Source organism: Mesorhizobium jarvisii, assembly GCF_003601985.1.
Lineage (GTDB): Bacteria > Pseudomonadota > Alphaproteobacteria > Rhizobiales > Rhizobiaceae > Mesorhizobium > Mesorhizobium jarvisii.
On the sequence record NZ_QZXA01000022.1, the window covers coordinates 34,742 to 61,589 of the forward strand.

Genomic DNA, 26,848 nt, shown 5'->3' on the forward strand with positions numbered 1-26,848 from the left:
GTGGCCGCGACCGGGACCGACACCCGGACAGCCAACCCGGCGGCCGGCTGGGCCGGTTCCGGTCAAGTCCGCGCCGGCGATTCCGTCGACTGGATCACGCGCTTCGGCCTGGTCGCGACGGTGGCGCTGCTGTTCGCCATCTCCGGCGGCATGCTGTGGCTGGTGGGCTACAATTACGACGGCCTGACCGGCAACCCGGCGACCAAGATCCATCCGTCGACCTATCTGCTCGTATTGGTGTTTGCCTGGCGCGCCTGCACCTTCGGCAACCCGGTCGGCTATATGGTGGCCGTCGCCGACCGGCGGCCGGCCAGCACGCTGATGGCGGTCATCTCGATCGTGCTCTTGGTGGTCGTCGTCGCCAGGCAGCGTCCCGGCATGGCCGGAATGGTCGACACGTTCGTGGCGCCGGCGCTGCTGGTTATGATGCTGGCCGAGGACGACGAGAAGACATTCGCCCGGATGCAGACCGTCGTTCACGCCATCATGACCGTGAACGCGCTGCTCGCTCTGTTCGAGTTCGCCACCAAGACGCTGCTCTTTCCCTATCGGCTCGACGGCGAGGCGTTCATGAGCGACCTGCGCTCGACGGCGCTTCAGGGCCATCCGCTGTCCAACGCCACGGTCACCTCGATCTATGTGCTGGCGCTGCTCTCCGGTTCGAGATCCCTGTCGATGCCGCTGCGGCTCGGATTGATCGGCCTGCAATTTGCGGCTCTCGTCGCCTTTGGCGGCCGCTCCGCGATGGTGCTCACCATCGTGCTCGGCGGCTGCTACCTGCTCATCCAGGGGCTGCGCGGCTTGCGCACGGGTCGCGTCAACCTGCTCGGCGCGGCGCTCGGCCTGATCCTTGCCGCGCTGGTGCCGGTCGTCATCGCGGTCGCGGCGGCATACGGCTTTTTCGATGCGCTGCTCGAGCGCTTCGTGTCGGACTCCGGCAGCGCCAATGCCCGCGTCGAGATGTTCGAACTGTTCAAACATTTCGAACTGCGCGACCTGATCGTGGGGCCTGACATCGACCTCATCGAGAGCCTGCGCCGCATCAGCGGCCTCGAGCAAGGCATCGAGAACCCGATCATCCGCATGGTCCTCTACCAGGGCGCCTTCTTCACCTTGCTGCTGTTCGTCGGCTTCGCGCTGTTCATGCACGAAGTCGCGCGCCGCTGCCATGCCGGCATCTGGCTGCTGATGTTGGGCTGGCTGATCCTGCTCAATACCTCCGAAAGCCTGGCGTCGAAGACGACGCTGATGACCAAATTCGTGGTGATCGCGCTGGTGCTTTATAGGCCGGCAAGGGGTGTGGTGGGGCAGAGGGTGCAAGCCGGGCGAAGGTAGCGCCGTAGAACGCGACGATTGCCTGTGTGGAACGGTGGGTGCCTATCCCGGCATCACCAACCCAAGCGCCTCGATCATCGCCGGATCCAGCGCGCGCGTGGTGTCGTCCATCATGCCCATGCCGTCGAAGAGGTCCCAGAAGGCCCAGGGGAAGCCGGCCGCCTCGGCGCTCTGGCGGACATCGGAAATGTACCGGGCGCGGTCGGGGTTGGGGGCGGCGGTGTAACGGGCGTCGGTGCGCAGCGCGCCGAATTCGCCCATGATGACACGCTCCGGGGCAATGCCGTTTCTGTCGGCCCAGTCGCGCGCCTGGCTGAGATATTTGTCGATGAACCAGCGGTCGGGCCGGGCGTCGAAATAGACTTTCAGCACGCGCTCGGTTTCGGCGTAGGCGGCCTGCTTGTCGGCTTCCGAGGTCTCGGTATCCTGCGCCATGCGCGTCCTGACCGAGGCCAGCGTCGCGTCGAGCGACCCGGCGGAGGCCGGCCACGGCACATTGTTCAGCGAGCGGTAGACCGGCTCGCGCATCCAGGGCGCGCCCTGATGGCTGAACAGATAGGGCTCGTAGAAGTGGAAGGTGAACAGAATCGGCTCGAAGGATGCCAGCGGCGCCGGCTCGAGTGCCGCCAGCCCGCTCACCATCGAGCCGCAGCCGCCGGTGACGACCAGCGGCAAGGTCCGGGCTGACGCCCTGGCCGCCGTCAGCAGGGACGCCTGGACCTGCGACCAGACGTTGGAGTCACAGGATTGCGCCGGTTCGTTGACCGGCTCCAGCGCCACCATGCCTGGCGTGAACCGCGCCAGCCTGCCGGCAAGCTCGCCGACCAGCGCCCGGTAGAGGTCGAAGGCCGGAGCCTCGGTGCTGGAGACCATGCGATCGGGGTTCCAGTAATGCGTGGCGCCATTGGCCTGGACGTTGACGATGATGCCGAGACCGGCGGCGAGCGTGGCGGCGACGGCGGCGTCCAGCATGTCCAGCAGCTTGCCGCGCGTGGCGTCGTCTCCCGCCAGGAACGGACCGGGATCGACGGGCAGGCGGATGAAATCGAGCCCGGTGGCGCGCAGCCGACCAAGGTCGTCCGGGGTCGGCACCGGCCGCTGCGACTGGAAGGGCGGCCAGTCATAGTCGGTGCGCGGCGCGGGAAATTCGCGTGTCAGCGCGAACCAGGGCCAGGCGTTGACGCCACGGCGGAAACGCCATTCACCACTTGCCGCTCGCGCGGACGAAAGCGGCGCCTGCGCGGCAGGCACCAGCGCCGTCGACAGCGCGGTGGTGAGAAGCCGCCGGCGCGACCAGCCCGTCATACCGCGCCGGGCGAGGGGCGGTCGATCGCGGCCGTTCGGGCCGATGGGACGCCGAGAAGCCGGTAGGCCTCATTCTCGTAGGCCAGAAGCACATCCTCCCAGCGGAAGGCTTCGCGGGCGCGCGTCCTCGCGGCCTCGCCGCAGGCCTTGACCAGCGCGTCGTCCTCCATCGCCTGCTGCATCCGCTCGGCGCAGCTTTGCGTATCGGTGAAATAGATGGCGGCGGCTCCGGCGACCCATTTGTTGTAGGGATTGTCGTGCGCGATCACCATGTTGCCGGCGGCCAGCGCCTCGACCAGCGACGGGTTGGTGCCACCGACCGTGTGGCCATGCATGTACGCGCGCGCATGGTACCGCAGCGCCTTCACCGCCGCCTGGTCGTAGATGGCGCCGGGCAGGACCACCGAGGCGTTCGCTGCCTTGCGGACCGCGGCATGATAGGGGATCTGGTCGGACAGCGTGCCCAGCACCACCAGCTTCATGTCGCGCTTGCGGCTGCAGAAGGCTTCGACGATCGGCAGGATGCTGTTGTCGGGCTCGATGCGGGCGATTGAGATCAGGTATTTTCCGGGCTGGAGGCCGAGCGCGCGCACCGGCGCTTCGGGTGCCGATGTCACCGGATCGGCGCCATAGGCGATGGTGGAAATGGCGCTGCGCGGCCGGCGCGTCGCCAGGTGATCGGCAATGATCGGATGATCGGCGACCAGCCGGTGCGAAGCCCAGGCACCGATCCACTCATTGAGCCAGAACCAGGTGCGCGCCGCGCGCCCCCATTTGGGGCGGCGCCACTCGATACCGTCCATATTGGTGATGACCTTGCGCCGCATCAGCCTGAGCCAGGTCAGGAAGACCGCGCCATTGTAGCCGAGCACCAGGCAGACGCCGGGCCGGCGCGCAGCGTCGAGCACGCATTGCCAGTCGAATTCCAGCGTCGCGCGCGGGCCTTTCGAGGCGACCTGGACGTGGATAAGGTCGATGCCGCTCCAGCTGTCGAGGCGCACCCTCTGGTCGACCCGCTCGACCTCTTCCTGGCAGTAGACGCCGACCTTCCAGCCGCGTGCGACCAGAAAAAGCGCCAGTCTCTCGGCGAAGGTCTCGAAGCCGCCATGGGCCGCGGGGATGCCGCGCGTTCCCAGGATCAGGATGGAAGGCTGTTCCGGTTTCATGGCTGCTGGCGCTTTCAAATCCGTCCGACCCGCTGTGGAAGGCTGTCCCGTCTCGGCCTTGCAATAAGCCTGCCAGGCCCGATTCCAGCCATTGTCGCATTCGGGTTGTAAAATATTTGTTCCAGCCGCCGGAGTTGTTTCACTATCGGTCAACTTTCCGAACGTATGTGTACCGAAACGAGGCGATGCCGGGGCCAGTCGGCCCGCGAATGGATATAAATGGATATATTAGCCCGGCATGAACCTTGCTGATGGACTTCTGCGCGCCGGAAACGGCGGAAGGCGTGCAGCGTTGGTGTGGTGAACCGGATCCAGATCCGTTTCGTGACCGCACTGAAAACCAGTGAAGTCCAAAGGGGTGTTGGGCTTGACGTTTCCGGTCGCCGGTATGGTCAGGCGGCGGAATCGTCACACCACCCCTGGCAGAAAGATGCGCGTGAAGATGCGGATTGCCTGCATCCATCAGGGGTACGAACTCTACGGCTCCGACCGCAGCTTCGCGGAGAGCGTGGCGGCGCTGCGCGCCGCGTTTCCGTCGGCCGACATCGAAGTGGTCCTGCCGCGCAGCGGACCGATCGTCGAAATCCTGAAGCCTCATGCCAGCCGGATCGTCTTCGAGCCGCTCTGGGTGCTCAGGCGCCAGGCGATGCTGAGGCTGGCGACCATCGAGATGGCGCGGCTGCCGGTCGCGCTGTGGCGGGCATGGCGGCGCCTCAGCGCTTGCGACCTCGTCTATGTCAACACTTCGATCGTCGCCGATTATGCGCTGGCCTCGCGCCTGCTGCCTTCCAAGGCGCTGCTGCACATCCATGAAATTCCCGAAGGCGTGTTGCGCCGGATCCTCGTCGGGCTCATGCACTGGAGCCGTGCCGATCTCATCTTCAACTCGAAAGCGACGCGCGACACGTTCGGCGAGCCCAGATCCGCGCGCTCCTACGTCGTCTATAATGGCGTTGCCGGTCCGGCGTCGGCGGAGGCGATGACCTATGACGGCAAGCGCCCGCTGCGGGTGCTGCTGCTTGGCCGCGTCAACCGGATCAAGGGCCAGGAAGTGCTTCTGGAGGCGATCGCCTCGCTGCCGGCCGAAGTCAAGTCAAGGATCGAGGTGCGGCTGGTCGGCGGCGCCTTCGAAAGCGTCGAGCGCGAGCGCGCCCTGGCCGAACTGGTCGATACCATGGGGCTGGCCGGACAGGTCAGCACCTTGCCTTTCATCCCGGACCCTTCGGAGCATTATCGCTGGGCCGACATCGTCACCGTGCCGTCGCGGCGTCCGGAATCGCTCGGCCGTGTCGCCATCGAGGCCATGGCCTATGGCCGGCCGCCGCTGGTGTCGGCGATCGGCGGGCTGGTCGAAGTGGTGGCCGACGGCGAGACCGGCTGGCATGTTCCGCCAGGCAATGCAGCGGCGTTGGCCGCGAAGTTGCAGGAGATCATCCTCGCCCCCGAGACCTGGCGCGGTTTCGTCGCCGCCGGGCGCAAGCGCTACGAGACGGTGTTCAGCGAACCGGTCGCCGCGGCCGCGATCGCGGCGATCGCCGCCGACAAGCTGAAGGCTGCCATCGCCAGGCCGGGCCGGACGGCAAGCACCCGGCAGGCGGAGACGCGGCCGTGAAGTTCCCCCTCCATCTGGTGCGGCGCCTCGTGCTGATGATCGGCGGCGAGGCGATGCAGAGCGGCTTTCATTTCGCCCTCAACATCGCGCTGCTGCACATGTTGTCGGCGCAAGGCTACGGCCTTTTCGCCATCGCCATGGTGATGGGCGGCGTCGGCCTGTCCTACATCAGATCGCTGACTGCCGTTCCCGCCTCGATATGGATGGGCAAGAGCACCAACAGTGCCGGCGTCGATGCTCATGACGTGGCCTTCGGATCCGCGGCGCTGGTGGTGGCGCTGCTGATGGCCGTCGGCACGGTTATCCTGATGCGTCTCCTGGGCGACCCGAGCGGCATCGCGGCCGGCTGCTTTGTCGGCGCCTGGTCGCTGCGCAGCCATATGCGCACGGCATTCTTCGCGCGCCGCCAGCAGGTGATCGTCTCCGTCAGCGACGCGGCTTTCACAATCGCCGGCACCGTGTTCGCCGGCCTGGCGATCTGGTACGCCGACGCCGCGCTGCAGACCGTCTTCTATGCCCTTGCCGCGGCCAATGTGATCGGCATCCTCGTGCTGGCCCGGCTGGCGCCCCGCACGCTTCGCATCAGCTTCCGCATGCCGACGCGGCGGCGCTATACCAAACTCTGGCGCCAGCTGTGCTGGTCGGCGTTCAGCGCGACCACCACCAACATCCAGGGCCAGTGCCTGGCGCTGCTGGTCGCCGGCATTGCCGGACCCGCGGCCTACGCGCCGCTGGCGGCGGTGATCGTGCTGTTCGCGCCGCTGCGCATCATCAGCCTTGCTTTCGTCAACATGACGCAGCCGGAGCTCGCCAAGCTGATGCGGCACAATGAAACGCGCCGCGTCTGGTCGCAGGCGAAGATCTGGTCGGTCGTCATGGGGCTCGGCGGCCTGGCCTATGGATGCGCCATCCTGTTCGTCCTGCCGATGATCAAGTCCCAGGCCCTGCAGGATGCCTCGGTCGAGTTCATCGGGCTTTTCGTGACGGTCAATTTTATCCCGATCATGCTCTACATCATGCCCCGCATCGTCCTGGAGATCTTCGGTGATTTCCGCATCGTCGCCTTCATCACCATGGGCGGCGCCATCGTCGGGCTGGCGCTGATCGCCATCCTGCTGGCCGTCGCGTCCCCACCATGGGCGCTGCTGGGCTCCGCGGTCTCCGAGACCTTCGTGCTCGCGGCATCATGGTATTTCGCGCACCATCGCATGTGGAACATCGAGCATCCGGACCAGCAGCGTAACAGCCGTTTGGGCTCCTGGCGGCGGGCGGTCACGTTCGCCGCGGTAAAGCGATAGGAGATGGATGTGGCTGGCCAGGTGGTACAAATTGCTGCGGTGGATGACGGCTTGCCCGTAGGGGAAGCCTCCCGTCCGGTGACCGTCCCCGCGAACGATGCGTACACGGCGCGATTGCACACAAGCCTTGAAGCGGTCAGGCCGCTCTGGCTGCGCTTCCAAATGGACGGTGTCTGCACCGCCCACCAGCATTTTGCGTGGGTGCAGGGGATCGTGGCGCGGCTGATGCCGGCAGGCGCAGAGCCGCTCATCGTTGAAGTGAACGACGCGGTGACGGGCGCGCCCTTGATGCTGGTGCCGCTGATGCTGCGATCAGCCTTCCGGCATCGGGTGATCGAGTGGCTGAGCTGTGGCGTGTGCGACTATTCGGCACCGCTGCTGGCCGATGCGGGTGCGTGGACCGCCCAATCGGCGCAGGCTGCGTGGGCGGCGGTGCGTTCCGTGCTGCCGTCGGCGGATCGCTTCCATATCACGGGAATACCGCAGCAGATCGGCGGCGTCGCCAATCCCCTGGCCTTGCTGACGACCACGCGCGATTCCGTCCAGACCACCTTCGGTCTTGCCATCGACGGCGACCCGGAAACCGTGCTCAAGCGTCTCTGCAGGCCATCTTTCGCCAAGGAATTCGGCAAGGACTGGCGCCGGCTCGAAAGGCTCGGCGATGTGGAACTCGTCCAGGCCGGTTCGCCGGACCAGGTGGAGGAAATCTTCGGCGAACTGGTCCGGATGCGGCTCAGCCGCTTCCGCGAGCTTGGCCGCTTCGACCTGCTTACGCAGGAGGCGGTTGTCGATTTCTACCGTGACGCGGCCATCCAGGGCTTGTCGGACGGCTCGGTGCGGCTCTTCGGGCTGCGCGTCGGCGGCTCCCTGATCGCGGTTCAATATCTGCTTGTCCATCAAGGGACTGTTCATGCTCTCCTGATAGCTATGGACCAGAGCGTCGTGCCCAACGTCTCACCTGGAATGGCGATCATTGGCAGGTTGATGAGTTGGGCACGCGAGCAAGACTTCGGCTATTTCGACCTGTCGGTCGGCAACCAGAGCTACAAGGAACATATGGGCGCCAAGGGTTCGGTTCTTGTGGAACTCTGCCACGGGTACACGATGCGGGGCAGGGCGGCGAGCAACGCCATCGATCTACGCAACCGGACCGAGGCCTTCGTGCGATCCAAACCACGGCTGCTCAATGTGGCCCAGAGACTGATGCGAGGTTTGCGGCGTTCGCGTGGAGGACGTTGAGAGCAGGCCTGAACGACGGGAGAAGTACGTGGCGGGCCAGGCAGTGCGAATAGTCGCGGTTGGGGATGCACCGGACCAACCTCTTTCCCCAATTATCGCCGGTTGGGGCGCCGCCGCGCGCTTTGCCGCGCGGCTGCACACCAGCTTCGATTCCGTAAGGCCGCTGTGGTTGCGCCTCGAGGCGACCGGCTTGTGCACGGGCCATCAGGGCCTTGCCTGGGTGGAAGGGATCGCAAACCGTCTGATGCCTAAAAGCGCGGAACTGCTGGTCGTCGAGGTCAACGACGCCGCAACGGGCGCGCCTGTCATGCTGTTGCCGCTGATGCGCCGCCGGGCCATGGGCCATTTTGTGATCGAATGGCTGAGCTGCGGCGTGTGCGATTATTCCGCGCCGCTGCTGGCCGATGCGAGACCCTGGACCACGCAGAGCGCCGACGCCGCCTGGGCGGCGGTGCGCGCCGTGCTGCCGCCGACGGACCGCTTCCACATAGCGGGGATTCCGCGAGAGATTCACGGCGTCGCCAATCCGCTGGCGCTGCTTTCGCAGGCGCGCGATTCCATCCAGATCGCTTCGAGCCTGGCCCTGAGCGGCGATCCTGAGACGCTGATCAAGCGCATCTGCAAATCGTCCTTCGCCAAGAATTTCCACAAGCACTGCCGCCGCTTCGAACAGATGGGCAAGCTCGATCTGGTCGAAGCCGAGACGCCCGACATGGTGGAGGCGCATTTCGCGACGCTGCTCGAGCTCAGGCTCAACCGCTTCCGCGAACTCGGGCGCTTCGACCTGCTGACGCAGGCGCCGATCGTCGAATTCTACCGCAATGCCGCCCTGCAGGGCCTGTCCGACGGCTCTGTGCGGCTGTTTGGGCTGCGTGTCGGTGAAGCCTATCTCGCCGTCATGTACGTACTTGTCATGAAGGGCACCTTGCACGCGCTTTTGCTCGGGATCGATCACGACGCGGTGGCCAACGCCTCGCCAGGCCTGACGACGATGGGCAAGCTGATGATGTGGGGGGTGGCGCAGGGGCTCGACTGTTTCGACCTGTCGGTCGGCAGCCAGGGCTACAAGCAGCACATCGGCGCTTCGAGCGCGGTGCTGGCAGAATTGTGCGAGGCGGTGACGCTGCGCGGCCGGGGCTCGACCACCTTTATCCAGTTGCGCGGCAAGACCGAGCTTTTCGTGCGCTCCAAGCCCGGGCTGTACAAGGCCGTGCAGGGCGTGATGCGGCGATTTCGGCGATTGAAGAATTGAAGAATTGAAGAACGGCTCCCGAAGCGGCTTCGGGAGCAGGAATTGATGGCCGTGCGCCACGACGTGACGGCTCACAGCGGCTCGGTGTCGAAGAGCAGCATCGTCACCAGATCGTCATCCCCGGCGAATTTGCGCCGGTCCTCCGCGCAGGCGCGGCCGATCTCGCTGGCAAAGGCTGTGCGAATGGCCTCCAGACTGTCGAAATAGAGGATGGCGACCCTGTAGGGCGTCTCGCCCGGCAGGACGTTCATGACCGGCGACCGGCTGATCTCGTAGCGATGCAGTCCGGGCAATTGCTTGGCCAGCGGCACGTGAATGTCGTGGTAGTGACGCTCGAAGGCCGCCGGATCGGCGGGGGTTTTGTAGATGACAAGCATCTTGGCCATGGAGGTGCTCCCTGTTTGAGGTGATCGCGCCTCGTCGGCGCCGCACCAATGTCGTTCGCCGGAAGCGGATTTCGACAGGGATGCGGGTTTTCGCGAGACCAACGGCATGGGGCCGGCGCCAGGAGACGTTCCGCGCCTCGCCATCTTGGCCGCCGGCCGGTGCCTGCGGCTGCGCACTTGATCCATGTCAAAGCGGATCGGCGTCGATGCTTTTATCTGGTTCAGTGTCTTGGGAAGGACACAAGGCGGTGGGTGGTTCCGGACCGGCAAGTTGAAAACAGCTCCGGTCCGGACTGCCTGTCCCTAGCCATGGCCGATGCTTCATGTTTTGATTCAATCCCGCGGGCAAGCACCTTCAAAACTCTGGCAGAATTTAACCGAACTGCAACTCACGATCTGTATTAGGTTGTGTGAGGGCTAAGAAACCAAGGGCTTGCAATGCCATCAATTGTTTCCCGTTTCATGCGAGATGAAACCGGTGCTACCGCCATCGAGTATGGCCTGATCGCCGCCCTCATCGCGCTCGCCATCATCGCCGGCGCCGGTGCGCTCGGCAATGCGATCAACGCCAAGTTCACGAAAATCGGCAACACGCTCAACAGCAGCGGGTCGTAACGGTCGGCCACGGTCGCCAACCCGCGAAATTGACAGGACAGTTCGTCTCCGTCATCCTTGAGCCAGTCGCCTGATGTGTCAGGGCGACCGAGGGAAGCGTCATGTTCAGTCCCGTCACCAGCCAGAATGCCAAGCGCGCCGCGGTGCGCAAGGCGCTCGACGCCTACAAGGTCTACATCACCGCGCAGAGCTTTTCTGACGGCGCCTACCGCGCCCGCGTGCTGGTCGACGGCGAGGCCTATTGGGTGGATGAGTTTCGGCTGAGCCAGCTGCAGCAGGGCCTGTCGCCGGCCGAGCTCGAGCTGACGCCTGCCGCCGACGATTGACAGCGTGACTTCCATCCGTTCCGGAACGCGGCGGTTGCTCCTGCTTGCCAAGCGCTTCGAGCGCTGACCCATGCCCGCTCCCGCCAAACTCAAAACCTATCGCGCCAAGCGCGAATTTTCCAAAACGCCGGAACCGGCCGGCGGGCTGATCACTGGCGACGACAACCGCTTCGTCGTCCACAAGCACCACGCCACGGCGGATCACTATGATCTGCGCCTGCAGGTCGGCGACGTGCTGAAGAGCTGGGCGGTGCCGCGTGGGCCCTCGCTCAATCCGGCCGACAAGAGGCTGGCGGTCGAGACCGAGGACCATCCGCTCGAATATATCGATTTCGAGGGCGTCATTCCCGAGGGGGAATATGGCGGCGGGCCGATGATCGTCTGGGACACCGGCACCTGGGCGCCGATGGACGATGTCGAGAAGAGCCTGCGCACCGGCGCTTTCAAGTTCCGGCTGGCCGGCGAAAAGCTCAATGGCGGCTGGATGCTGACCCGCCTGAAGCCCAAGCCTGGCGAAGACGAGAACAAGAAGAACTGGCTGCTGTTCAAGGAGCGCGACCTCGCCGCCGACACGGCGCTGAATATTCTGGAGGCGCGGCCGGAAAGCGTGAAATCCGGCCTGTGCATCGAGGAACTGGCGGCCGCCGCGAAACCGCCAGCGAAGTCCGCGCCAAAGCCGGGTTCCCTGAAGCCCGGCGAACTGCCAGGCGCGGTGAAGGCGCCGGCGCTCAGCCGTATCGAGCCGCAGCTGGCGACGCAGGCACTGAAGCCGCCGGGCGGCGAAGGCCCTGCCGAGAACACCAACGAACTTTGGCTTCACGAGATCAAATTCGACGGCTACCGCACCATGGCGCATCTGTCCGACGGGCAGGTGCGGCTGATCACCCGGGGCGGCATCGACTGGACGAAGCGCTATGGCGACCTGCCGCATGCGTTCGCCAAACTGCCGTGCCGCGAGGCGATCATCGATGGCGAGATCGTGGTGCTCGACGCCAAGGGCATCAGCCGCTTTGCGCTGCTGCAGGATGCGCTGGCCGAAGGCGCCGGCAGCAAGCTGCATTTCTATGCCTTCGACCTCCTGCATCTCGACGGCTGGGATTTGCTGAAAGCACCGCTCATCCGGCGCAAGGCGCTGCTGGCTGAGCTGCTTGGCGGGCTCGGGGCGAATTCCGCCATCCAGTTCTCCGACCATGTCGAGGGCTCGGGGCAGGGCCTGTACGACCAGGCGACGGAGCTCGGGCTCGAAGGCGTCGTCTCCAAGCGCGCTAGCGCGATCTACCAGAGCGGCCGCACCAAGAGCTGGACCAAGTGCAAGGCGCTGCAGAAGGACGATTTCGTCATCGCGGGTTACACGATTTCCGACGCGGCGGAAGGGCTGGCGGCACTCGGCATGGCCGAGTGGGAGGAAGGCGAGCTGCACTATCGCGGCAAGGTCGGCACCGGCTTCGATGCCGAGACGGCAGCCGACCTGCTGGCACGGCTGGAGCCGCTGACATCCGGCGCCACGGCGCCGGAAGGCGTGCCGCGCGAGATCATGCGCGATATGCATTGGGTGAAGCCGCTGTTCTCGGCGCGCATCCATTACGCCAACCGCACGGCGGACAATGCGTTGCGCCATGGCGTGTTTCGCGGTCTCAGGGATGTCGGCCTGTCGACGCCGGTCTCGGCCAAGCGCAAGCGGCTGATCTCGGAGGCGGATCTTGCCACCATCTGGGTGACCAATCCGGAGCGGCGGCTGTTCGGCAAGACGGGGCCGACCAAGCTCGATATCGCCGTCTATTACGCGCTGGTCGGCGACTTCATGCTGCCGCACATCCTTGGCCGTCCGGTGTCGCTGGTGCGCTGCCCGACCGGCCTGCCAAAGGATTGCTTCTTTCAGCGCCACGCCTTCACCGGCATGCCGCCTTCGGTGGTGACGTTCCAGGCGACCAATTCCGAGGGCGAGACCAAATCCTATCTCTCGGTCGAAGGGGCAAAAGGCTATCTGGCGCTGGCACAGTTCGGCGTCGTCGAGTTCCACACCTGGGGCACGCACCGCACCAGCCTCGACAAACCCGACCAGATCGTCTTCGACCTCGATCCGGGCGCGGGGATTTCCTGGCGCGAAGTGGTGGAAGCCGCCGTCCACATCAAGGGCGAGCTCGAGGGGCTGGGGCTGGTGCCGTTCGCCAAGACGTCAGGAGGCAGCGGCATCCACATCACCGTGCCGGTGACGTCAAAGCAGAACTGGAAGAAGCTGCACCAGGCGACCAGCGCCATCTCCACCCATCTGGCGGCGACCGCGCCCGACACATTCACCACCACCATGGGCAAGGAAAACCGCAAGAAGCGCATCTTCATCGACTACCACCGCAACGCCCGCGGCCACACTTCCGCCGCGCCCTATTCGCTGCGCGCCCGCACCAATCTGCCGGCCTCGACGCCGGTGAGCTGGAGCGATCTGGAGGCGATCGATGCGCCGCAGGACTTGAATTATTCCTCGCTGCCGGGGCTGCTGGAGACGTCGGGCGATCCCTGGGCGGATATCGAGGATTTTGCGCGGGATTTGCCGACCCATCTTTCGTCATCCTAGGGTCTGCGCCGCGTCGCTTCGCTCCTTGCTCCGCCCTAGGATGACGAAGAAATGGGGCGCTTGTCGTTGTCAACCTCTGTCTAGGCCAAGGAGTCCAGTCCATCGACGCTTCATACAATTTGAATTATCCTCCGCCCGCGACCCTCCAGCGCCCTAAAACACTTCGTCAGGGATTTGCCAGTATCTTGCGGGGTCGGTGTAGGATTTGCGCAGCCTTGTTCGTCCTTCGGACGAAAAGCGCTGAGCAGTATCAGTGCATGGCCGCGTAGGAGTGTATCATGGCGCCCAGGGCAAGTTGGAAGGGTTATCTCAAGCTCAGCCTCGTCAGCTGTCCGGTCCGGCTCTATCCGGCGACGACGACCAGCGAGCGCATCTCGTTCAATCAGCTGCACAAGAAGACGCATAACCGCATCAACATGAAGCCGGTCGATCCAGAACTCGGGCTCGTCGAGCGCTCGGACCTGGTCAAGGGCTACGAGTACGAGGACAAGCAGTACATCATCATCGATGATGCCGACCTCGACGCGGTGCGTATCGAATCCAACCACACGATGAACATCGAGGCCTTCGTCGACGAGGGCGAGGTCGATGTCATCTACCAGGACGCGCCCTATTACCTGGCGCCGGACGGGGCGATGGCCGAGGAAACCTTCGCCGTGCTGCGCGAAGCCATGCGCAAATCCGGCAAGCTGGCGATCGCCCGGCTGGTGCTGTCCAGCCGCGAGCGGGTGGTGACGATCGGCGCGCGCGAGAACGGCATGTTCGTGTGCACGTTGAGGAACCCGAACGAAGTGCGTGGCACGGCTGAATATTTCGGCAACATCCCGGCCAGCAAGCCCGACCCGGAAATGCTCGAACTGGCCGAAGCGCTGATCAAGCAGAAGGAAACCACCTTCGATCCGAAGGATTACGAGGACCGCTACGAGATCGCGCTGATGGCGATGATCCGCGAGAAGCTGAAGGGCCACAAGCCGATCATCGCGGCCGCCCCCGAGCGTGGCAATGTCATCAATCTGATGGATGCGCTGAAGGCCAGCCTGTCGCAGTCGAAGCCGCCGGCCAAGTCGAAGAGCAAGGCCGACGAAGTGGTGGCCAAACCCGCCGCCAAGAAGGCGGCAGCGGGCGGCGCGCCTGAGAATCCGCTGAAGGCCAGTCTGCTCAAGGCGGTCGGCAAGAGCAAGAAATGACGGCACCGGCCGTTTCGGTTCCGGGGGCCGTCTTCGGTACCATCGGCGCGCTGGCGGCATTTCCCTTGCGGCTCGCCGCGCGGGAGGTCGAGCGCCAGCACGGCCAGCTGAGGCGCGGCATCACCAGGCGCACGACGCATGTCGTGTTCGGCCGCGCGCTGCTCGCCAAGGCCGGATTGACGAAAAACGGCGATGTCGGGATCGAGCGCCGCGTCGCCGTCGAGCGCGCGGCCGGGCGCACGCTGATCAGCGAGAACGGTTTTTTGCGCCTGCTCGGCCTGATGAAGGCGCCGGAGGCGTCATCACTGTCGCGGCAATCGCTGATCGAGCAATCGCGACTGTTGGGCGCCGACCTCGACCTGCTGTCGCTGTTCGATGCGTTCGAGCACGATTGCGAACCCTATTCCTTCCGCGACCTGATCCTGGCGCGCAAATATGCCGGGCTGGTGGCCGGCGGCGCGACCTGGGGCGCGATCGCGCGCTCCGTGCACCGCTCCGGTCCGGTCGCCTCGCTCACCGCCAAATCGCTCAACGTCGGCTCGCAGCACGGCCGCCCCGACGCAATCTATCTCGAAGGCGGCCAGAGCGAGCTCGACGGGCAATTGCTGTTCGATCTGGGCGCCGCGGCACAAGGCGACGACACGCTGGAAGATTTGTTCGCCGAGGCCGAAGCGGCGGAGGAGGGCGGCGACCACGAAGGTGCTGCCGCACTTTACCAGCGCTGCCTCGCCATCGACCCCAGCGACGCCATCGCCGCCTTCAACCGCGCCAACTGCCTGCGCGCCGGCGGCCACGCGGCGGATGCCGCGCATGACTATGCCAGGGCGATAAAGCTCGATCCGGCCTTTGTCGAGGCCTGGTTCAACCTCGCCGGGCTGATGAGCGAGCAAGGCCGCGATGCTTCCGCGCGACGGCATTTGCAGAGGGCGATCGCGCTCGACAGGAGCTATGCCGATCCGGTGTTCAACCTGGCCAGGCTGGAATTCGACGCCGGCAATCTGCCCGAGGCGCGGCGGCTGTGGGTGCGGTATCTGGAGCTCGACGCGGAGTCCGAATGGGCCGGGGTGGCTGCTAAAGGCGTGCAGTTCGTGGATATGCAGCTGGCACGGACGGCGGGGTGAGGGGGATCAATGGTCGCGCTTGAACACCCCCTTCTGTCCTGCCGGACATCTCCCCCGCAAGGGGGGAGATTGCGCGCTCACCCGCTTTCGCCAATCTCCAGCGCTGCAAAGGTGGGCCGGGCGTGCGAGCTGCCGATCTCCCCCCTTGCGGGGGAGATGGCCGGCAGGCCAGAGGGGGGTGTGCCAGAACGCGGCCTTTCCGGGAAGACCGCCCCATGACCAGCTTCCTCTTCGATGGCTTCGACACCGCTCCCGTCACCATCCTCCTCGCCCATGGCGCCGGCGCTTCGATGGATTCCCCCTCGATGACCGCCACCGCCAAGGCGCTGGCCGCCGCCGGCTTCCAGGTCGCGCGCTTCGAATTCCACTATATGGCTGCGCGCCGCTACGGCCAGCGCAAGCCGCCGCCGCGTGCCGAGACGGTCAACCCGGAATATATCAAGGCGATTGCTGATCTCAGGGCCAAGGGCGTGACCGGGAAGCTTATCATCGGCGGCAAGTCGATGGGCGGGCGCGTCGCTTCGATGGTCGCGGACGAGATGTTTGCCAAGGGCGAGATTTCAGGGCTGGTCTGTTTCGGATATCCCTTCCATCCGCCCGGAAAACCCGACCAGCTGCGCACCAAGCATTTGACCGGGCTGAAGACGCCGACGCTGATTTTTCAGGGCACGCGCGACGAGTTCGGCACGCGCGACGAGGTGGCGGGTTATGGGCTGTCCGATGCGATCGAGGTGATCTGGCTCGAGGATGGCGACCATGACCTCAAGCCGCGCAAGGGCATTTCGGGATTTTCGACGGCCGATCATCTGAAGACCATGGCGGAGACGGTGAAGGCTTGGGCAGGCCGGATCGCCTCCTGATACAACCATGAAACTCGCCACCTTCAACATCAACAACATCAACAACCGGCTGGAAAACCTGCTGGCATGGCTGGCGGTGGCGAAGCCCGATGTCGTCTGCCTGCAGGAACTCAAGGCGCGCGACATGCAGTTTCCGCGCACGGCGCTGGCCGAGGCCGGTTATGGCGCGGTGTGGAAGGGTGAGCCGACATGGAACGGCGTCGCCATCCTGGCGCGTGGCGCCGAGCCGGTGCTGACCCGCGATGCCTTGCCCGGCGACGATGCCGACCGGCAGAGCCGCTATATCGAGGCGGCGGTCGACGGCATCGTCATTGCCTGCCTCTATGCGCCGAACGGCAATCCGCAGCCGGGGCCGAAATTCCAGTACAAGCTTGGCTGGCACAAGCGGCTGGAGGCGCATGCGGCGCAACTCATCGACACCGGCCTGCCGGTCGTGCTGGCCGGCGACTACAACATCGTGCCCGAGCCGCGCGACATCTATGCCACGCGCTCCTATGACGACAACGCGCTGGTGCAGCCGGAAAGCCGCGCCGCATTCGCCGCCCTCATCGAGCAGGGCTGGGTCGATGCGTTGCGCAAGGTCTATCCGAAGGAGACGCTCTACACCTTCTGGGATTACCGCAGGAACCGCTGGCCGCGCGATGCGGGCTTAAGGCTGGACCACATCTTGCTGTCGAAGACGCTCGCCCGCCGACTGAAGGGGGCGGGTATCGACCACGACGTGCGCGGCGAGGATGGCGCCAGCGATCATGCGCCTGTCTGGGTGGAGTTGAAGTAGCTCGCCTTGGTCATCTCCCGGCAAGCGGCGACGCCCCGGAGTATTCGCGCTTCAGCAGGCTCATGATTTGGGCGTCGACAGGCTCGTTACCGTCCTGCCGGTCAGCACCGGTTTGGTCGCCTGTGTCATGGACGCTCCCTTGATTGGCCCAGCCTTGTTTCGAACGAAGCACGGAATGTCCAGCCATTTCCGTGCGTTCGCGCCCACGCGGCATTCGCTCCGGCGGCCACTCGACTCCGCCGCGGTCTTGCGTAAGATCGGTCGCGGCGAGGGAATTCGATGCGACCACAGCCTGCCAATATCGAGGCCGATGCCGTCATCGGCGGCATCATGAGCCTTGCGCCATGACCAGGGGTGCTGACAGGTTGATGGCGGTGCTGCTGATGGCGCTGGCCGCGGCTTGCCTTGTCCATCTCTATCTCTTGCCGGGCGGCAAGGGTTTCGGTCTGACGGCCATGCATGAGCCTTGGGCGACGCAGCTGGTGGCCTTCTCGCTGCTGGCGTTCGCCTGCCTCGTCGGCGCGGTGCTGTTCTGGGCCGGGCTATTGCCGGGGCGGCCGACGCATCTGGCCGGGACACCGCTATTCGGCCGCGCGGCCGAGGCGCAGGAGACCGGCAGGCCCGGCCTGCGCAAGATCTTTTTCGCGTTGCCGTTGATCGTGCTCGCAGCACTGGCCGTCGACCGGTTCGGCCCGTGGGGCGGCGGCGAGGTGGCCAGCCTGCCGAACGAACCGCCGAATGAACCGAAGACGGCCGAACCCAAGCCCAGTGAACCCAAGCCCAGTGAACCCAAGCCCGATGAACCCAAACTTGCCGAGCCCAAACCCGCTGAGCCGAAGGGCCAGGATGTCGCCAGCGCACCACCGGCACCTGAGCCTGCCCCTGCGCCAGCCCCGCAACCAGCTCCGCCACCGATAGCCGCCAACCCGCCGCCGGCATCCGCGCCGCAGGCGCCGGCCGCTCCGCCGGAGGTCGCGGTCGTTCCGCCGCCCACCGTGGCGCCGTTGCCGCCACCACCGCCGGCGGCGCCGACGCAGCCGGACGGCCATCGCGACGCGGTCGTCTGGCTTTCGGTCGCGCCGGACGGCCGATCGATCATGAGCGCCAGCACCGATCGTGTGATCAAGCTGTGGGACATTGGCGGCAAGCACCTCATCCGCAACCTCGGCGTCCACAAGGACATGGCGCGCACCGCGCTCTACATGCCCGACGGCGTCAGCGCGCTGACGGGCGGCGACGATGGCGAGATCGTGCTGCGCAAACTTGCCGACGGCGCCGTGCTGCATGTCTTCCAGGCCGGCCAGAATGGCGGCGTCAACAAGCTGGCGATCAGCCCGGACGGCAAGAGTGCCGTCAGCGGGCATGACACCGGCAATGTCATCGTCTGGGATCTCGTCAACAATTCCGTGCTGCATGTGCTGACCGGACACGACTGGTCGATCAGCGCGGTCGCCGTCTCGCCCGACGGCAAGCAGGCGCTCAGCGGCAGCATCGACGGCACGCTGAAACTCTGGGACATCGAGAGCGGCAAGCAATTGCGCAGCTGGCACGGCCACGAGCAAGGCACCTATGGCGCGGTGTTCACCGCCGACGGGCACCATCTGATCACCGGAAGCGGCGACCTGACGATCAAGGTCTGGGATCTCGACAACGGCCGCGAGGTGACGCGCTTCGAAGGCCATGAAGGCACGGTCTACACGCTGGCGCTGTCGGCCGACGGCAAGCGCCTGCTGTCGGGCTCGCTCGACGGCACGGCACGGCTGTGGGACATGGAGACCGGCAACCAGATCGCCCTGTTCGACAGCCAGACCGGGCCGATCTACGCCGTGGCCTTCGCCCCCGACGGCACGGTGCTGACCGGCGGCTACGACCGAACCATCAGGGATTGGCCAGCGGCTGGAGGGGATGGTGTGGTGCTGTTTGCCGGCGCCCCGGGTTGAGGGTCTGGTGAGGCTGGTTCTTCTTGTTGGGCAAGTTCTTGATCGCCTTCCCCGCCATGCTATGTAAAAATCATGTCAGCACCCAGCCTCATGGCCAAAGCGCCACTCGTCGTGATCGATCTTCAGACCGGCATGTTCGACGGCCGGCACGAGCCGCCGATACACGACGCACCTGCCATTGCCGAGCGCGCCCGGGCGGTGATCGACTGGGCAAGGCGCGGTGGACGCAAGGTCGCTTTCGTCAGGCATGATGGACCCGAAGGCGATCCGCTGGCGCCGGGCGAACCGGGTTGGCCGGTGTGGCCAGCCCTTGGCCAGGCCGACGATGAGCCGACCTTCGCCAAATCCGTGCGCGATGCTTTCAGCAATCCGGCCTTTGGCGACTGGGTCGCCGGGCAGGGAGACGGGGGCGTCGTGATCCTCGGCGCACAGAGCGATTTTTGCGTCGCGGCAACCGTCAGGGGCGCGATCGCCAGGGGGCTCGGTGTCACCGTGGTTTCCGATGCCCACAGCACGCTGGACAGCGCCAGCGAGAGCGCTGAGCGGATCATCGCCCGGCACAATGACGAATTCGCCGAGGCCGGCGTCAATCTGGTGACGACGAAGGTGCTGGTTGGCGGCTGAAGCGGCAGTCATAGCAGGCCGGCCCGCCGGACGGATCACAGTGCCAAGCCATGGCCGACGCGGGCGGGGGGGCGCATTGTTGGGATGGCTGGGCGCCCGCGTCAACCAGGGCGGCTCGTACCGCCGCGATAACACAATGGCACATTGCCGGGCCGCCGAAACTTCCGCGAAAGCGGAATAGGCAAGAGCCGCGGTGCGGATTCGCGCTCTGCCTCGCCGGAACATTCGCCAAGGGCAATTTCGTGAAACAGTTTTTCGCCGCCGCCGCATTGACCCGCGGCGGGCGGGCGGCGAGGACTGGCGCTTTCAGGAGAGATGGCGCCCATGAGCGAGCGGACGATTTTGAGCGAACAGACGATTTTCCGCAACGCGAAGCTGGCCGATGGGTCGCTGGCGGATTTCTTCGTCACCGGCGGCCGCTTTAGCGCCATCGCGCCAGCCGGCAAGGCGCCGCCGGCTGATTTCGCCGCCGTTGCCCCCGGCACCGTCGACCCCGCCATCATCGACCTTGATGGCCAGCTTGTCGTGCCGGCCTTCGTCGAGGGCCACATCCATCTCGACACCTCGTTTTATGGCGATGCCTGGCGCCCGCACATTCCCTGCACCAACGGGTTCGACGTGCGCGAGCGTGTCGCCTTCCAGGCGCGAAACCTTGCCGGCGCCGCGCCGATGGCGGAGCGCGCGAAGAACCAGCTCGAGCTCTGCGTCGGCAATGGCAGCCTGGTCATGCGCAGCCATGTCATGGTCGACGCCTCGGTCGGGCTCAGCCATGTCGAAACCATCCTGGCCGTGCGCGAAAAATACCGCGACCTCATCGACATCCAGCTCGTTGCCTTCCCGCAAAGCGGCATCCTGTCCTCGCCTGGCACGGCGGAACTGCTCGACGAGGCGCTGAAGCTCGGCTGCGACCTTGTCGGCGGGCTCGACCCCGCCAGCTTCGACCGCGACGTGAACGGCCATCTTGATGTGGTGTTCACCCTGGCGCAGAAGCATGGCGCCGGCGTCGACATCCACCTGCATGATGGCGGCGCGCTCGGCGTGTTCCAGGTCGAGGAGATCGCCGCGCGGACAAAGGCGCTCGGCATGGCGGGCCATGTCGCCGTCAGCCATGCCTATGGCCTTGGCGACATCCCCGCCGACGCCGTGGCGAAGGCCGGCGCGATGCTGGCGGCCGCCGGCGTGGCGATCATGACCAACGCGCCCGGCAACCATGCCTTCCCGCCGGTGGCGGCCCTGCGGCAGGCTGGCGTCACCGTGTTCAGCGGTTCCGACAACATCCGCGATTCCTGGTGGCCCTACGGCGATGGCGACATGCTGAACCGGGCCAACATGATCGGCTATCGCTCCGGCTTCTACGAGGACCGCGAGCTCGAGGCGGCGTTCGATGTGGTGACCCGTGCCGGCGCCAGCGCGCTGGGGCTGGCGGACTATGGCATCGTTGTCGGCGCCAGCGCCGACTTCGTCGCCATGTCGGCGCAGCACGTGCCCGAGGCGGTGGTCGCCGTGCCAAAGGACCGCACGGTCTATCGCCGGGGCAGGGCGGTAGCGGAGGATGGCAAGATGGGGTGAGGGGTGTTGGCCAGCAGCCTCCCCCCGACAAGGGAAACAAGCGTTGATTACGGGGAGCCGCCGCCGACCTTGTTTCTCTTGCCAGAATTTATGTTCCACTTCGAAATCTTTGAGCCGTAGGCGTTCGACTGAATGTTCCATCCGCTTGAGCTTGCACCAAGAGAATTTGCGACCCTTAGATACTGGTAAACGTTTCCAGTTATGTTTCCAAAATTTGCCGCGCTGTCGACAATGACGCCAGAGCCACTGCTTTTACCGAATGGATTGAAGATGTTGTTCTCTGCAATTACGAATTGATCGCCACCGCCATTAATATGGACCCCGCTTCCGGATTTTGGTATCTCAATCGTATTGTGTGTTACATATAGACCGACAATCGGGGAAAAAGTGGCAATAGTATCGCCCTTAACGTCAAATGAACTATCGGAGATGTTGATCTGATCAACCTCCGATTCGGCCGCTGGAACGACAATTCCAGCTTCACCATTGAGGAAATTGCTCTGAGTCACAAAAAGTCCCTGAAACAATGTTCCCAGCGAAATACCATTCGCAGTATTAATAAAATTGCTCTTCGAGACCATCATGTTAAAAGCGTAGCAGTGACTGGTCGCGTTGCCCGTAGCAAAAATTCCCTGCATGCTGGAGCCGTTCTCTCCAAAGAAGTCGACGCTATCAACATCAACAAACGATAGATTGTTAAGGGTTAACCCTCGACCCCAGTGATTTCTAAAGGGAAAACTTCCCGTGCCTTCAATCGTCAGATTGCTGAAACGCGACGATTGTTTTGACCCTCCGCAATCAGAGCTGGTGACAGCGATCGCATCATGATCGTTCGCCGTCGCCGATAGAACAGCCATATTGTCCATTTGGATGGCTTCCTCGTTCGACAACGTGAAATTGAATCCTGCCGTCGTTCCAGTGAAGACGATCTTGGTCACGTTGGGGCCAGCGCCATGGACCGCAATGCTCGAACCCACGCCAGGTTTCGCCGTGGCCGGACCGCTGAATCTGTAGGTCCCAAGCCCGAACGATATGCAGATCGGCCGATTGCCAAAATGGCTGATGGCGGAATTCCAAGCCGCAAGACTGTCGGTCGAGCCGTTGCCGTTGCCACCGTATGCCTCAATCGCGACGCAGCCTGATATCACGTCGTCTGGCTTCGGGGGGACGGGCTGTGCAAAAGCCAACGATTGGAGCGACAACCAGGCGACCATCAATGAAAGGCAGCGAAACATGGAAACCTTTCTCCCTATATCGGGACATAGTTCGGTGCTGCCGATGGGCATGCTAATTGTGGCTTGACGGTGGAGGAGTCAGTTACATTTCAGTAAGATTCCCCCTATGAGGCCGTCATTTCGGAGGGCGGCCGCGCGGCATGCAAGCTGGATCAGTTTGCCGCACTGCGATCGGTAGCCTGAAACGATCGGGCGGGTGGGGAAGACAGCGCGCGTTGATCCGACGGCTCATCCTTGAGGTAGAGCAAGCCGCCCAGGACGAGGAATACAATTCCCACCGCCACAAGTCCGACCATCAACACGGCGACCGCTGTAGCCGGGCCGTGGCCTGTTCTGGTGATGATGGACCGATGGTGCATCGCTCTTCCTCGAAATTGGATCCGGTCCGCAAACTTGGCGGTTAACGATGGCAAAGGCGGGATGTTCCCGATTACGGGCCGTATCGGTCTTTTGCGTTTCCTTTTGGGACCAAGGTCTTAGGTGACTGAAGCAAAGGTCCGACGGGTCCTGTTCGGTTCCGGCAATGTCCATTGGATGTTCCGCTGTTTTAGCCAATTCATATATAATGCCTTTACCCTACCGGAGGCAAAAGCGGGCGTCGGACAGGGCAGAATATCGGCCGACCGCCATGTGACGATAGTGTGCTACCTTCCACAGCTATCGGACAAAAGGCCTTCCTCCAGGCAGATCAAGTGGAACCTCGTTCAGCCGGGACGGCGAGGCAAACAGGCTCCTGCCGATGTTCAGGAATTCGAACTTGCAGACCTCGCGCCGGCTTTGCGGCGCTGCCATGTCGCGGTTGCGCACCGGCATGGTGAAGCCGAATTCGCCGCCTTGCCGTCCGCCGCGATCGATCCAGTACCGCGGCGGGGTTAGCCCTGAGGATTACGCCGACATTGCGAAGCGTGCGTTGTGTCCCTGAAGCTAGCCCAGCCACCACCACAGCGCCGCAAACACCACCAGCGCGGCCGCTACCGCCAGACCCAGCATGATGTAGGAGCCCTTGATGATGTCGCGGATGATCTTCTTGATTGTCTCGCGGTCGTTGAGGTTGGGGAAAGGCTCGTTGGGCAGCGCAACGCCGAGGAAATCGCAGAGCGGGCCCCAGCCTTCGGTCACTTTGTAGACCAGCAGCCTGTGCGGCGGCACCGCAGCCTTCACCTCGTCGATATAGGTGTTGTAGCGGGCAACCGCCTTGGCGCGGTCATTCATCACGCCGTCCAGCGTGCGGCCCCATATCAGCTTGCGCGACATGTCGCCGAATTTCCAGCCGAAGGGGGTCAGCCATTCCAGGATCTTGAACTGCCAGACATTCTCGGTGAAGTAGATTGTGTCGATCGTGCTTTCGTACCACGCCTCGGCGCCGCGCGGATGCAGGGTCAAAAGCACCTTAGCGTCGGGGTAGGCGGCCAGCAATTCTTTCCACACGCAGCAGCCGGGATTGTCGACTGTCGCCGTATAGTTGGCGAAGACGCGGTTCCAGTCGTGCTGGCTGCCGGGTGGGCTGTTGGCCACCTTGCGCCAGAAATCGAGATGGCCCTTGTTGGCCTTGTTCATGATCACTTCCTGCATGTGATAGCAGGGCAAGCCGAGCCTGTTCAGCGCGGCAAAAGTCGACCACGTGCCGGTGCGGCCGAAACCGGCTCCAATCAGTTCGAGCGTCATTTCCCCATCCCGCGGACTTATTTTCTGCGCTACCCGCAGTCCTTGAGCATCAAATTGCTCCCGACCAGGTCAACGCGCAACAAATTTCGAGGGTGGGCTAAGGTCGGACGATCACATAGTTGCGTAGTTGCTAAAATAATGGAACTTTGTCCGCGGGCATTGGGAATTCGGGCAGGGAGTCGTGTGAAACCGGGTGGTTTCGGCGATGTGGGATCGATGTATTTTGGGCAGTTTCTCGTGGGGATGTCAGCCACGACCATTGTCGTCGCGGGCTGGGCTTACATGGCCACCGGGTCGTTCTGGAAGGCGCTGGGCTGGACGATAGCCGTGTTGGTCCTCCTCCAGGTCGGCTATTTCGTGCTCGTCATGCGGCTGATCTACAGGCGCGCCCGCAAGGCGGCAGATCAGGGCGAGGTCGACGCCGTTCCGCCGCTGCATCGCGACGGTGTCTCGCTGTAAGGCCAGACGCTTGTGAAGCCGGACAGTTGTGAGGCCGGATAATGGGGATAGCAGTGGATGACCCGCTAACCAGCCCATCCATTCGCGCGTGCGCCAGGCAAGGCCGACAAAAGGAGCCATCAGCGCTATAACGACAAGCATCAGCGTGAAGGGATGCTTGGTCACGGAGGGACGGGGAGCCATGGCGCGATCATCCTTGCTGGAGATTAATGCGTCGAACAACGTCATGACGGTCACATGGTTGCATCTGAATGGGCCACGTTATCCGCGCTGGAACCGGATGCGGGCGCTGGCGTTTTCCCGATGTGACCGGTGAGGCTGCCACCTCCGCCGGCACGGTTTGAGGCTCGCCTTGCTCCCGGCCGGGCGAGCCTTTTTCATGTCTTCGACAACAGTATCTGGAACGACATCGTGCGCTCTACGTTAGCTGTCGCTAAGGCAACAGGCGGATCACATTCTTTCGAAAGGGCACCTCGGATGCATCTTCCGAGGAAAGTGTATTTCACGACATATCCCTAAAAAATATAATAATCACGGATTTTTGAAGCCGTGATTATGTGTTTTTGCCTGTTTCCGAAAATAATCAAATAGGCATTTGTTGGGCGTGCCGCATTTATTCCACAAATTGCGATGGAACCTCGTGGCAGTGGTCGAGTTTTCCTACAGGGCGGGAAGCCCGGGCAATTGATATGGAGGTTGTTATGAAACATTATCTTTCGAGTGTGGCAGCCGCGATCGTCCTGATGGGCGGCATCGGTGCGGCTGTGGCGGACACAATCGTCGTTCAGCCGGAGCAGGAGACGGTGGTTCGCGAATACGTCAAGAAGCAGCCGCTGGCGTCGGTCAATCTGTTGGGCCTCGAGCTCAAGCTCGGCTCGCCGGTGCCTGACAAGGTCGAACTGCGCGAAGTGCCCAATGTCAAGTATCGCGTTGCCGTGATCAACGACCAGACAGTTCTGGTCGACCCCGACACACGTCAGATCGTCGAGGTGCTGCACTGATCCATGGCTCGGCCATGACAGTGGGTGCGACACCAGCATAGCCTTGGGAAAAGTCCGCCACGGTTCGTGGCGGGCTTTCTTGTGAAGTTGGCTTTGCGGCCGCCTATTCGGCGGCCAGCTTGTCCTGCGTGTTGGTGTCGAAATCGCCGGCGTCGTGGCGCTCATGCAGCTGCATAGCAGGTTCGCCGAAGGCGCGGTTGACCATGCGGCCGCGCTTGACAGCCGGGCGGGCGTCGATGGCCTTCGCCCAGCGCTGGACGTGCTTGTATTCCTGCACGGACAGGAACTCGCCGGAATCATTGTACATGCGCCCGAGCGCCAGCCCGCCATACCAGGGCCACACCGCCATGTCGGCGATCGTGTAATCCTTGCCGCCGAGATATTCCGTTTCGGCCAGCCGGCGGTCGAGCACATCGAGCTGCCGCTTGGTTTCCATGGCGAAGCGGTCGATGGCGTATTCGAATTTCTGCGGCGCGTAGGCATAGAAATGGCCGAAGCCGCCGCCCAGATACGGCGCCGAACCCATCTGCCAGAACAGCCAGGACAGGACTTCCGCGCGCGCCGGCTGCTCGGTGGGCAGGAATTCGCCGAACTTTTCGGCGAGATAGACCAGGATCGAGCCGGATTCGAAAACGCGCACCGGCGTGGCGCCGCTGCGGTCCATCAGGGCCGGGATCTTGGAGTTGGGGTTGATCTCGACGAAGCCGCTGCCGAACTGGTCGCCATCGTTGATCCTGATGAGCCAGGCGTCGTATTCGGCGCCCTTGTGGCCGCGCGCCAGAAGCTCCTCCAGCATCACGGTGACCTTGACGCCATTCGGCGTCGCCAGTGAATAGAGCTGCAGCGGATGCTTGCCGACGGGCAATTCCTTGTCATGCGTCGGCCCGGCGATCGGCCGGTTGATGCTGGCAAAGGCGCCGCCATTTGCCTTGTTCCAGGTCCATACTTTCGGCGGAGTGTAGTCTGTCATGTCGGGCCTCGTGGGGAAGGGAAGGACGGGAATGGGCGGATCGATCTACAGCTAGGGCTGCGGAGGCGAAAGTTCAACTTGCGTTGAACTATTGTTTATGTGGGAAAAGCGCTTCTTCCTTGTCCCCTTCTGGGAGAAGGTGGCCTCGCGAAGCGAGGTCGGATGAGGGGTGTTCCAGGGAATGCCGACGCCTCACTCCGCTGGAGCACCCCTTGTATCTGCACGGAGGAGACTTTGTGCGATGGAAGCGACTGAGCCTCGAACCGGACGGCCATCCGATTCGAGGCTTGGCGAAGTCGCCCGACACCCCTGCGGCTACAACCGTGGATGAGC

The 26,848-nt window shown here is 64.0% G+C and carries 23 protein-coding genes; 17 read left to right on the forward strand and 6 right to left on the reverse strand.

Annotation, left to right across the window (positions count from 1 at the left end):
- Complete coding sequence (locus D3242_RS32540; protein ID WP_064985788.1) at positions 1-1,335, forward strand: VpsF family polysaccharide biosynthesis protein; 1,335 nt, start codon at positions 1-3, stop codon at positions 1,333-1,335.
- Positions 1,336-1,377: 42 nt separating this feature from the next.
- On the opposite strand, the gene D3242_RS32545 is transcribed toward D3242_RS32540, so the two are convergent.
- Positions 1,378-2,640 carry a glycoside hydrolase family 5 protein gene (locus D3242_RS32545; protein WP_064985786.1) on the reverse strand — a complete coding sequence of 421 codons (1,263 nt, stop codon included), beginning with the start codon at positions 2,638-2,640 and terminating at the stop codon, positions 1,378-1,380.
- Positions 2,637-3,806: a DUF1972 domain-containing protein gene (locus D3242_RS32550; RefSeq protein WP_064985783.1), complete on the reverse strand. Its 1,170-nt coding sequence runs from the start codon at positions 3,804-3,806 to the stop codon at positions 2,637-2,639. Before D3242_RS32550 ends, D3242_RS32545 begins: the two co-directional genes overlap by 4 nt.
- Before the next feature lie 442 nt (positions 3,807-4,248).
- On the opposite strand from D3242_RS32550, the gene D3242_RS32555 reads away from it, so the two are divergent.
- From D3242_RS32555 to D3242_RS32570, 4 genes are read left to right on the forward strand one after another with little or no spacing between them, the layout of a single operon-like run.
- Positions 4,249-5,418, forward strand: a complete 1,170-nt coding sequence (locus D3242_RS32555; RefSeq protein WP_081296230.1) for a glycosyltransferase family 4 protein — start codon at positions 4,249-4,251, stop codon at positions 5,416-5,418.
- The gene (locus D3242_RS32560) at positions 5,415-6,716 is read left to right on the forward strand and encodes an MATE family efflux transporter (protein ID WP_064985778.1); all 1,302 of its coding nucleotides are present in this window, start codon (positions 5,415-5,417) and stop codon (positions 6,714-6,716) included. Before D3242_RS32555 ends, D3242_RS32560 begins: the two co-directional genes overlap by 4 nt.
- Before the next feature lie 3 nt (positions 6,717-6,719).
- On the forward strand, positions 6,720-7,955 hold the full coding sequence (locus D3242_RS32565) for a GNAT family N-acetyltransferase (protein ID WP_064985775.1): 1,236 nt from the start codon (positions 6,720-6,722) through the stop codon (positions 7,953-7,955).
- A gap of 28 nt (positions 7,956-7,983) precedes the next feature.
- On the forward strand, positions 7,984-9,207 hold the full coding sequence (locus tag D3242_RS32570; protein WP_064985773.1) for a GNAT family N-acetyltransferase: 1,224 nt from the start codon (positions 7,984-7,986) through the stop codon (positions 9,205-9,207).
- 71 nt (positions 9,208-9,278) lie between these two features.
- Here the strand turns inward: D3242_RS32570 and D3242_RS32575 are convergent, their stop codons facing one another.
- Positions 9,279-9,593: an EthD family reductase gene (locus D3242_RS32575; RefSeq protein WP_019859524.1), complete on the reverse strand. Its 315-nt coding sequence runs from the start codon at positions 9,591-9,593 to the stop codon at positions 9,279-9,281.
- A gap of 438 nt (positions 9,594-10,031) precedes the next feature.
- On the opposite strand from D3242_RS32575, the gene D3242_RS32580 reads away from it, so the two are divergent.
- The 10 genes from D3242_RS32580 to D3242_RS32630 all read left to right on the forward strand — a co-directional run bounded on the left by D3242_RS32580 (position 10,032) and on the right by D3242_RS32630 (position 21,185).
- Positions 10,032-10,208 carry a Flp family type IVb pilin gene (locus tag D3242_RS32580; protein WP_019859523.1) on the forward strand — a complete coding sequence of 59 codons (177 nt, stop codon included), beginning with the start codon at positions 10,032-10,034 and terminating at the stop codon, positions 10,206-10,208.
- A 101-nt stretch (positions 10,209-10,309) separates the two neighbouring features.
- On the forward strand, positions 10,310-10,534 hold the full coding sequence (locus tag D3242_RS32585; protein WP_064985771.1) for a hypothetical protein: 225 nt from the start codon (positions 10,310-10,312) through the stop codon (positions 10,532-10,534).
- A gap of 70 nt (positions 10,535-10,604) precedes the next feature.
- Positions 10,605-13,106 carry a DNA ligase D gene (ligD, locus tag D3242_RS32590; RefSeq protein ID WP_064985769.1) on the forward strand — a complete coding sequence of 834 codons (2,502 nt, stop codon included), beginning with the start codon at positions 10,605-10,607 and terminating at the stop codon, positions 13,104-13,106.
- 278 nt (positions 13,107-13,384) lie between these two features.
- The gene (gene ku, locus D3242_RS32595) at positions 13,385-14,293 is read left to right on the forward strand and encodes a non-homologous end joining protein Ku (protein ID WP_064985767.1); all 909 of its coding nucleotides are present in this window, start codon (positions 13,385-13,387) and stop codon (positions 14,291-14,293) included.
- Positions 14,290-15,414: a tetratricopeptide repeat protein gene (locus D3242_RS32600; protein WP_019859519.1), complete on the forward strand. Its 1,125-nt coding sequence runs from the start codon at positions 14,290-14,292 to the stop codon at positions 15,412-15,414. The genes ku and D3242_RS32600 overlap by 4 nt, the downstream gene beginning before the upstream one ends.
- A gap of 215 nt (positions 15,415-15,629) precedes the next feature.
- Complete coding sequence (locus D3242_RS32610; RefSeq protein WP_064985765.1) at positions 15,630-16,274, forward strand: alpha/beta hydrolase family protein; 645 nt, start codon at positions 15,630-15,632, stop codon at positions 16,272-16,274.
- A gap of 7 nt (positions 16,275-16,281) precedes the next feature.
- The gene (xth, locus tag D3242_RS32615) at positions 16,282-17,052 is read left to right on the forward strand and encodes an exodeoxyribonuclease III (protein WP_064985762.1); all 771 of its coding nucleotides are present in this window, start codon (positions 16,282-16,284) and stop codon (positions 17,050-17,052) included.
- A gap of 344 nt (positions 17,053-17,396) precedes the next feature.
- On the forward strand, positions 17,397-18,992 hold the full coding sequence (locus tag D3242_RS32620; RefSeq protein WP_064985760.1) for a transcriptional regulator: 1,596 nt from the start codon (positions 17,397-17,399) through the stop codon (positions 18,990-18,992).
- A gap of 90 nt (positions 18,993-19,082) precedes the next feature.
- Positions 19,083-19,616: an isochorismatase family protein gene (locus D3242_RS32625; RefSeq protein WP_019859516.1), complete on the forward strand. Its 534-nt coding sequence runs from the start codon at positions 19,083-19,085 to the stop codon at positions 19,614-19,616.
- A 324-nt stretch (positions 19,617-19,940) separates the two neighbouring features.
- On the forward strand, positions 19,941-21,185 hold the full coding sequence (locus D3242_RS32630) for an amidohydrolase family protein (RefSeq protein WP_120145573.1): 1,245 nt from the start codon (positions 19,941-19,943) through the stop codon (positions 21,183-21,185).
- Between the two features lie 47 nt (positions 21,186-21,232).
- On the opposite strand, the gene D3242_RS32635 is transcribed toward D3242_RS32630, so the two are convergent.
- Complete coding sequence (locus D3242_RS32635; protein ID WP_147377523.1) at positions 21,233-22,420, reverse strand: hypothetical protein; 1,188 nt, start codon at positions 22,418-22,420, stop codon at positions 21,233-21,235.
- Between the two features lie 924 nt (positions 22,421-23,344).
- Positions 23,345-24,085, reverse strand: a complete 741-nt coding sequence (locus D3242_RS32645) for a sulfotransferase family protein (RefSeq protein ID WP_019859510.1) — start codon at positions 24,083-24,085, stop codon at positions 23,345-23,347.
- Between the two features lie 243 nt (positions 24,086-24,328).
- Here D3242_RS32645 and D3242_RS32650 point away from each other — a divergent pair, with 243 nt between their 5' ends.
- Positions 24,329-24,544, forward strand: a complete 216-nt coding sequence (locus tag D3242_RS32650; RefSeq protein WP_317452359.1) for an exopolysaccharide production repressor protein — start codon at positions 24,329-24,331, stop codon at positions 24,542-24,544.
- A 701-nt stretch (positions 24,545-25,245) separates the two neighbouring features.
- Complete coding sequence (locus D3242_RS32655; RefSeq protein WP_019859507.1) at positions 25,246-25,545, forward strand: DUF1236 domain-containing protein; 300 nt, start codon at positions 25,246-25,248, stop codon at positions 25,543-25,545.
- 103 nt (positions 25,546-25,648) lie between these two features.
- Here D3242_RS32655 and yghU read toward each other — a convergent pair whose 3' ends face one another.
- Positions 25,649-26,515, reverse strand: coding sequence for a glutathione-dependent disulfide-bond oxidoreductase (yghU, locus tag D3242_RS32660; RefSeq protein ID WP_019859506.1), 867 nt, complete (start codon positions 26,513-26,515; stop codon positions 25,649-25,651).
- Between the last annotated feature and the right edge of the window lie 333 nt (positions 26,516-26,848).

What these genes read in the sequence shown, in the direction of transcription:
- D3242_RS32545 (WP_064985786.1), bottom strand. Translation starts at nt 2,640, where the DNA reads ATGACGGGCTGGTCGCGCCGGCGGCTTCTCACCACCGCGCTGTCGACG.
- D3242_RS32550 (WP_064985783.1), bottom strand. Translation starts at nt 3,806, where the DNA reads ATGAAACCGGAACAGCCTTCCATCCTGATCCTGGGAACGCGCGGCATC.
- D3242_RS32555 (WP_081296230.1), top strand. Translation starts at nt 4,249, where the DNA reads ATGCGGATTGCCTGCATCCATCAGGGGTACGAACTCTACGGCTCCGAC.
- D3242_RS32565 (WP_064985775.1), top strand. Translation starts at nt 6,720, where the DNA reads ATGGATGTGGCTGGCCAGGTGGTACAAATTGCTGCGGTGGATGACGGC.
- D3242_RS32575 (WP_019859524.1), bottom strand. Translation starts at nt 9,593, where the DNA reads ATGGCCAAGATGCTTGTCATCTACAAAACCCCCGCCGATCCGGCGGCC.
- D3242_RS32580 (WP_019859523.1), top strand. Translation starts at nt 10,032, where the DNA reads ATGCCATCAATTGTTTCCCGTTTCATGCGAGATGAAACCGGTGCTACC.
- D3242_RS32585 (WP_064985771.1), top strand. Translation starts at nt 10,310, where the DNA reads ATGTTCAGTCCCGTCACCAGCCAGAATGCCAAGCGCGCCGCGGTGCGC.
- ligD (WP_064985769.1), top strand. Translation starts at nt 10,605, where the DNA reads ATGCCCGCTCCCGCCAAACTCAAAACCTATCGCGCCAAGCGCGAATTT.
- ku (WP_064985767.1), top strand. Translation starts at nt 13,385, where the DNA reads ATGGCGCCCAGGGCAAGTTGGAAGGGTTATCTCAAGCTCAGCCTCGTC.
- D3242_RS32600 (WP_019859519.1), top strand. Translation starts at nt 14,290, where the DNA reads ATGACGGCACCGGCCGTTTCGGTTCCGGGGGCCGTCTTCGGTACCATC.
- D3242_RS32610 (WP_064985765.1), top strand. Translation starts at nt 15,630, where the DNA reads ATGACCAGCTTCCTCTTCGATGGCTTCGACACCGCTCCCGTCACCATC.
- xth (WP_064985762.1), top strand. Translation starts at nt 16,282, where the DNA reads ATGAAACTCGCCACCTTCAACATCAACAACATCAACAACCGGCTGGAA.
- D3242_RS32620 (WP_064985760.1), top strand. Translation starts at nt 17,397, where the DNA reads ATGACCAGGGGTGCTGACAGGTTGATGGCGGTGCTGCTGATGGCGCTG.
- D3242_RS32625 (WP_019859516.1), top strand. Translation starts at nt 19,083, where the DNA reads ATGGCCAAAGCGCCACTCGTCGTGATCGATCTTCAGACCGGCATGTTC.
- D3242_RS32630 (WP_120145573.1), top strand. Translation starts at nt 19,941, where the DNA reads ATGAGCGAGCGGACGATTTTGAGCGAACAGACGATTTTCCGCAACGCG.
- D3242_RS32635 (WP_147377523.1), bottom strand. Translation starts at nt 22,420, where the DNA reads ATGTTTCGCTGCCTTTCATTGATGGTCGCCTGGTTGTCGCTCCAATCG.
- D3242_RS32645 (WP_019859510.1), bottom strand. Translation starts at nt 24,085, where the DNA reads ATGACGCTCGAACTGATTGGAGCCGGTTTCGGCCGCACCGGCACGTGG.
- D3242_RS32650 (WP_317452359.1), top strand. Translation starts at nt 24,329, where the DNA reads ATGTCAGCCACGACCATTGTCGTCGCGGGCTGGGCTTACATGGCCACC.
- D3242_RS32655 (WP_019859507.1), top strand. Translation starts at nt 25,246, where the DNA reads ATGAAACATTATCTTTCGAGTGTGGCAGCCGCGATCGTCCTGATGGGC.
- yghU (WP_019859506.1), bottom strand. Translation starts at nt 26,515, where the DNA reads ATGACAGACTACACTCCGCCGAAAGTATGGACCTGGAACAAGGCAAAT.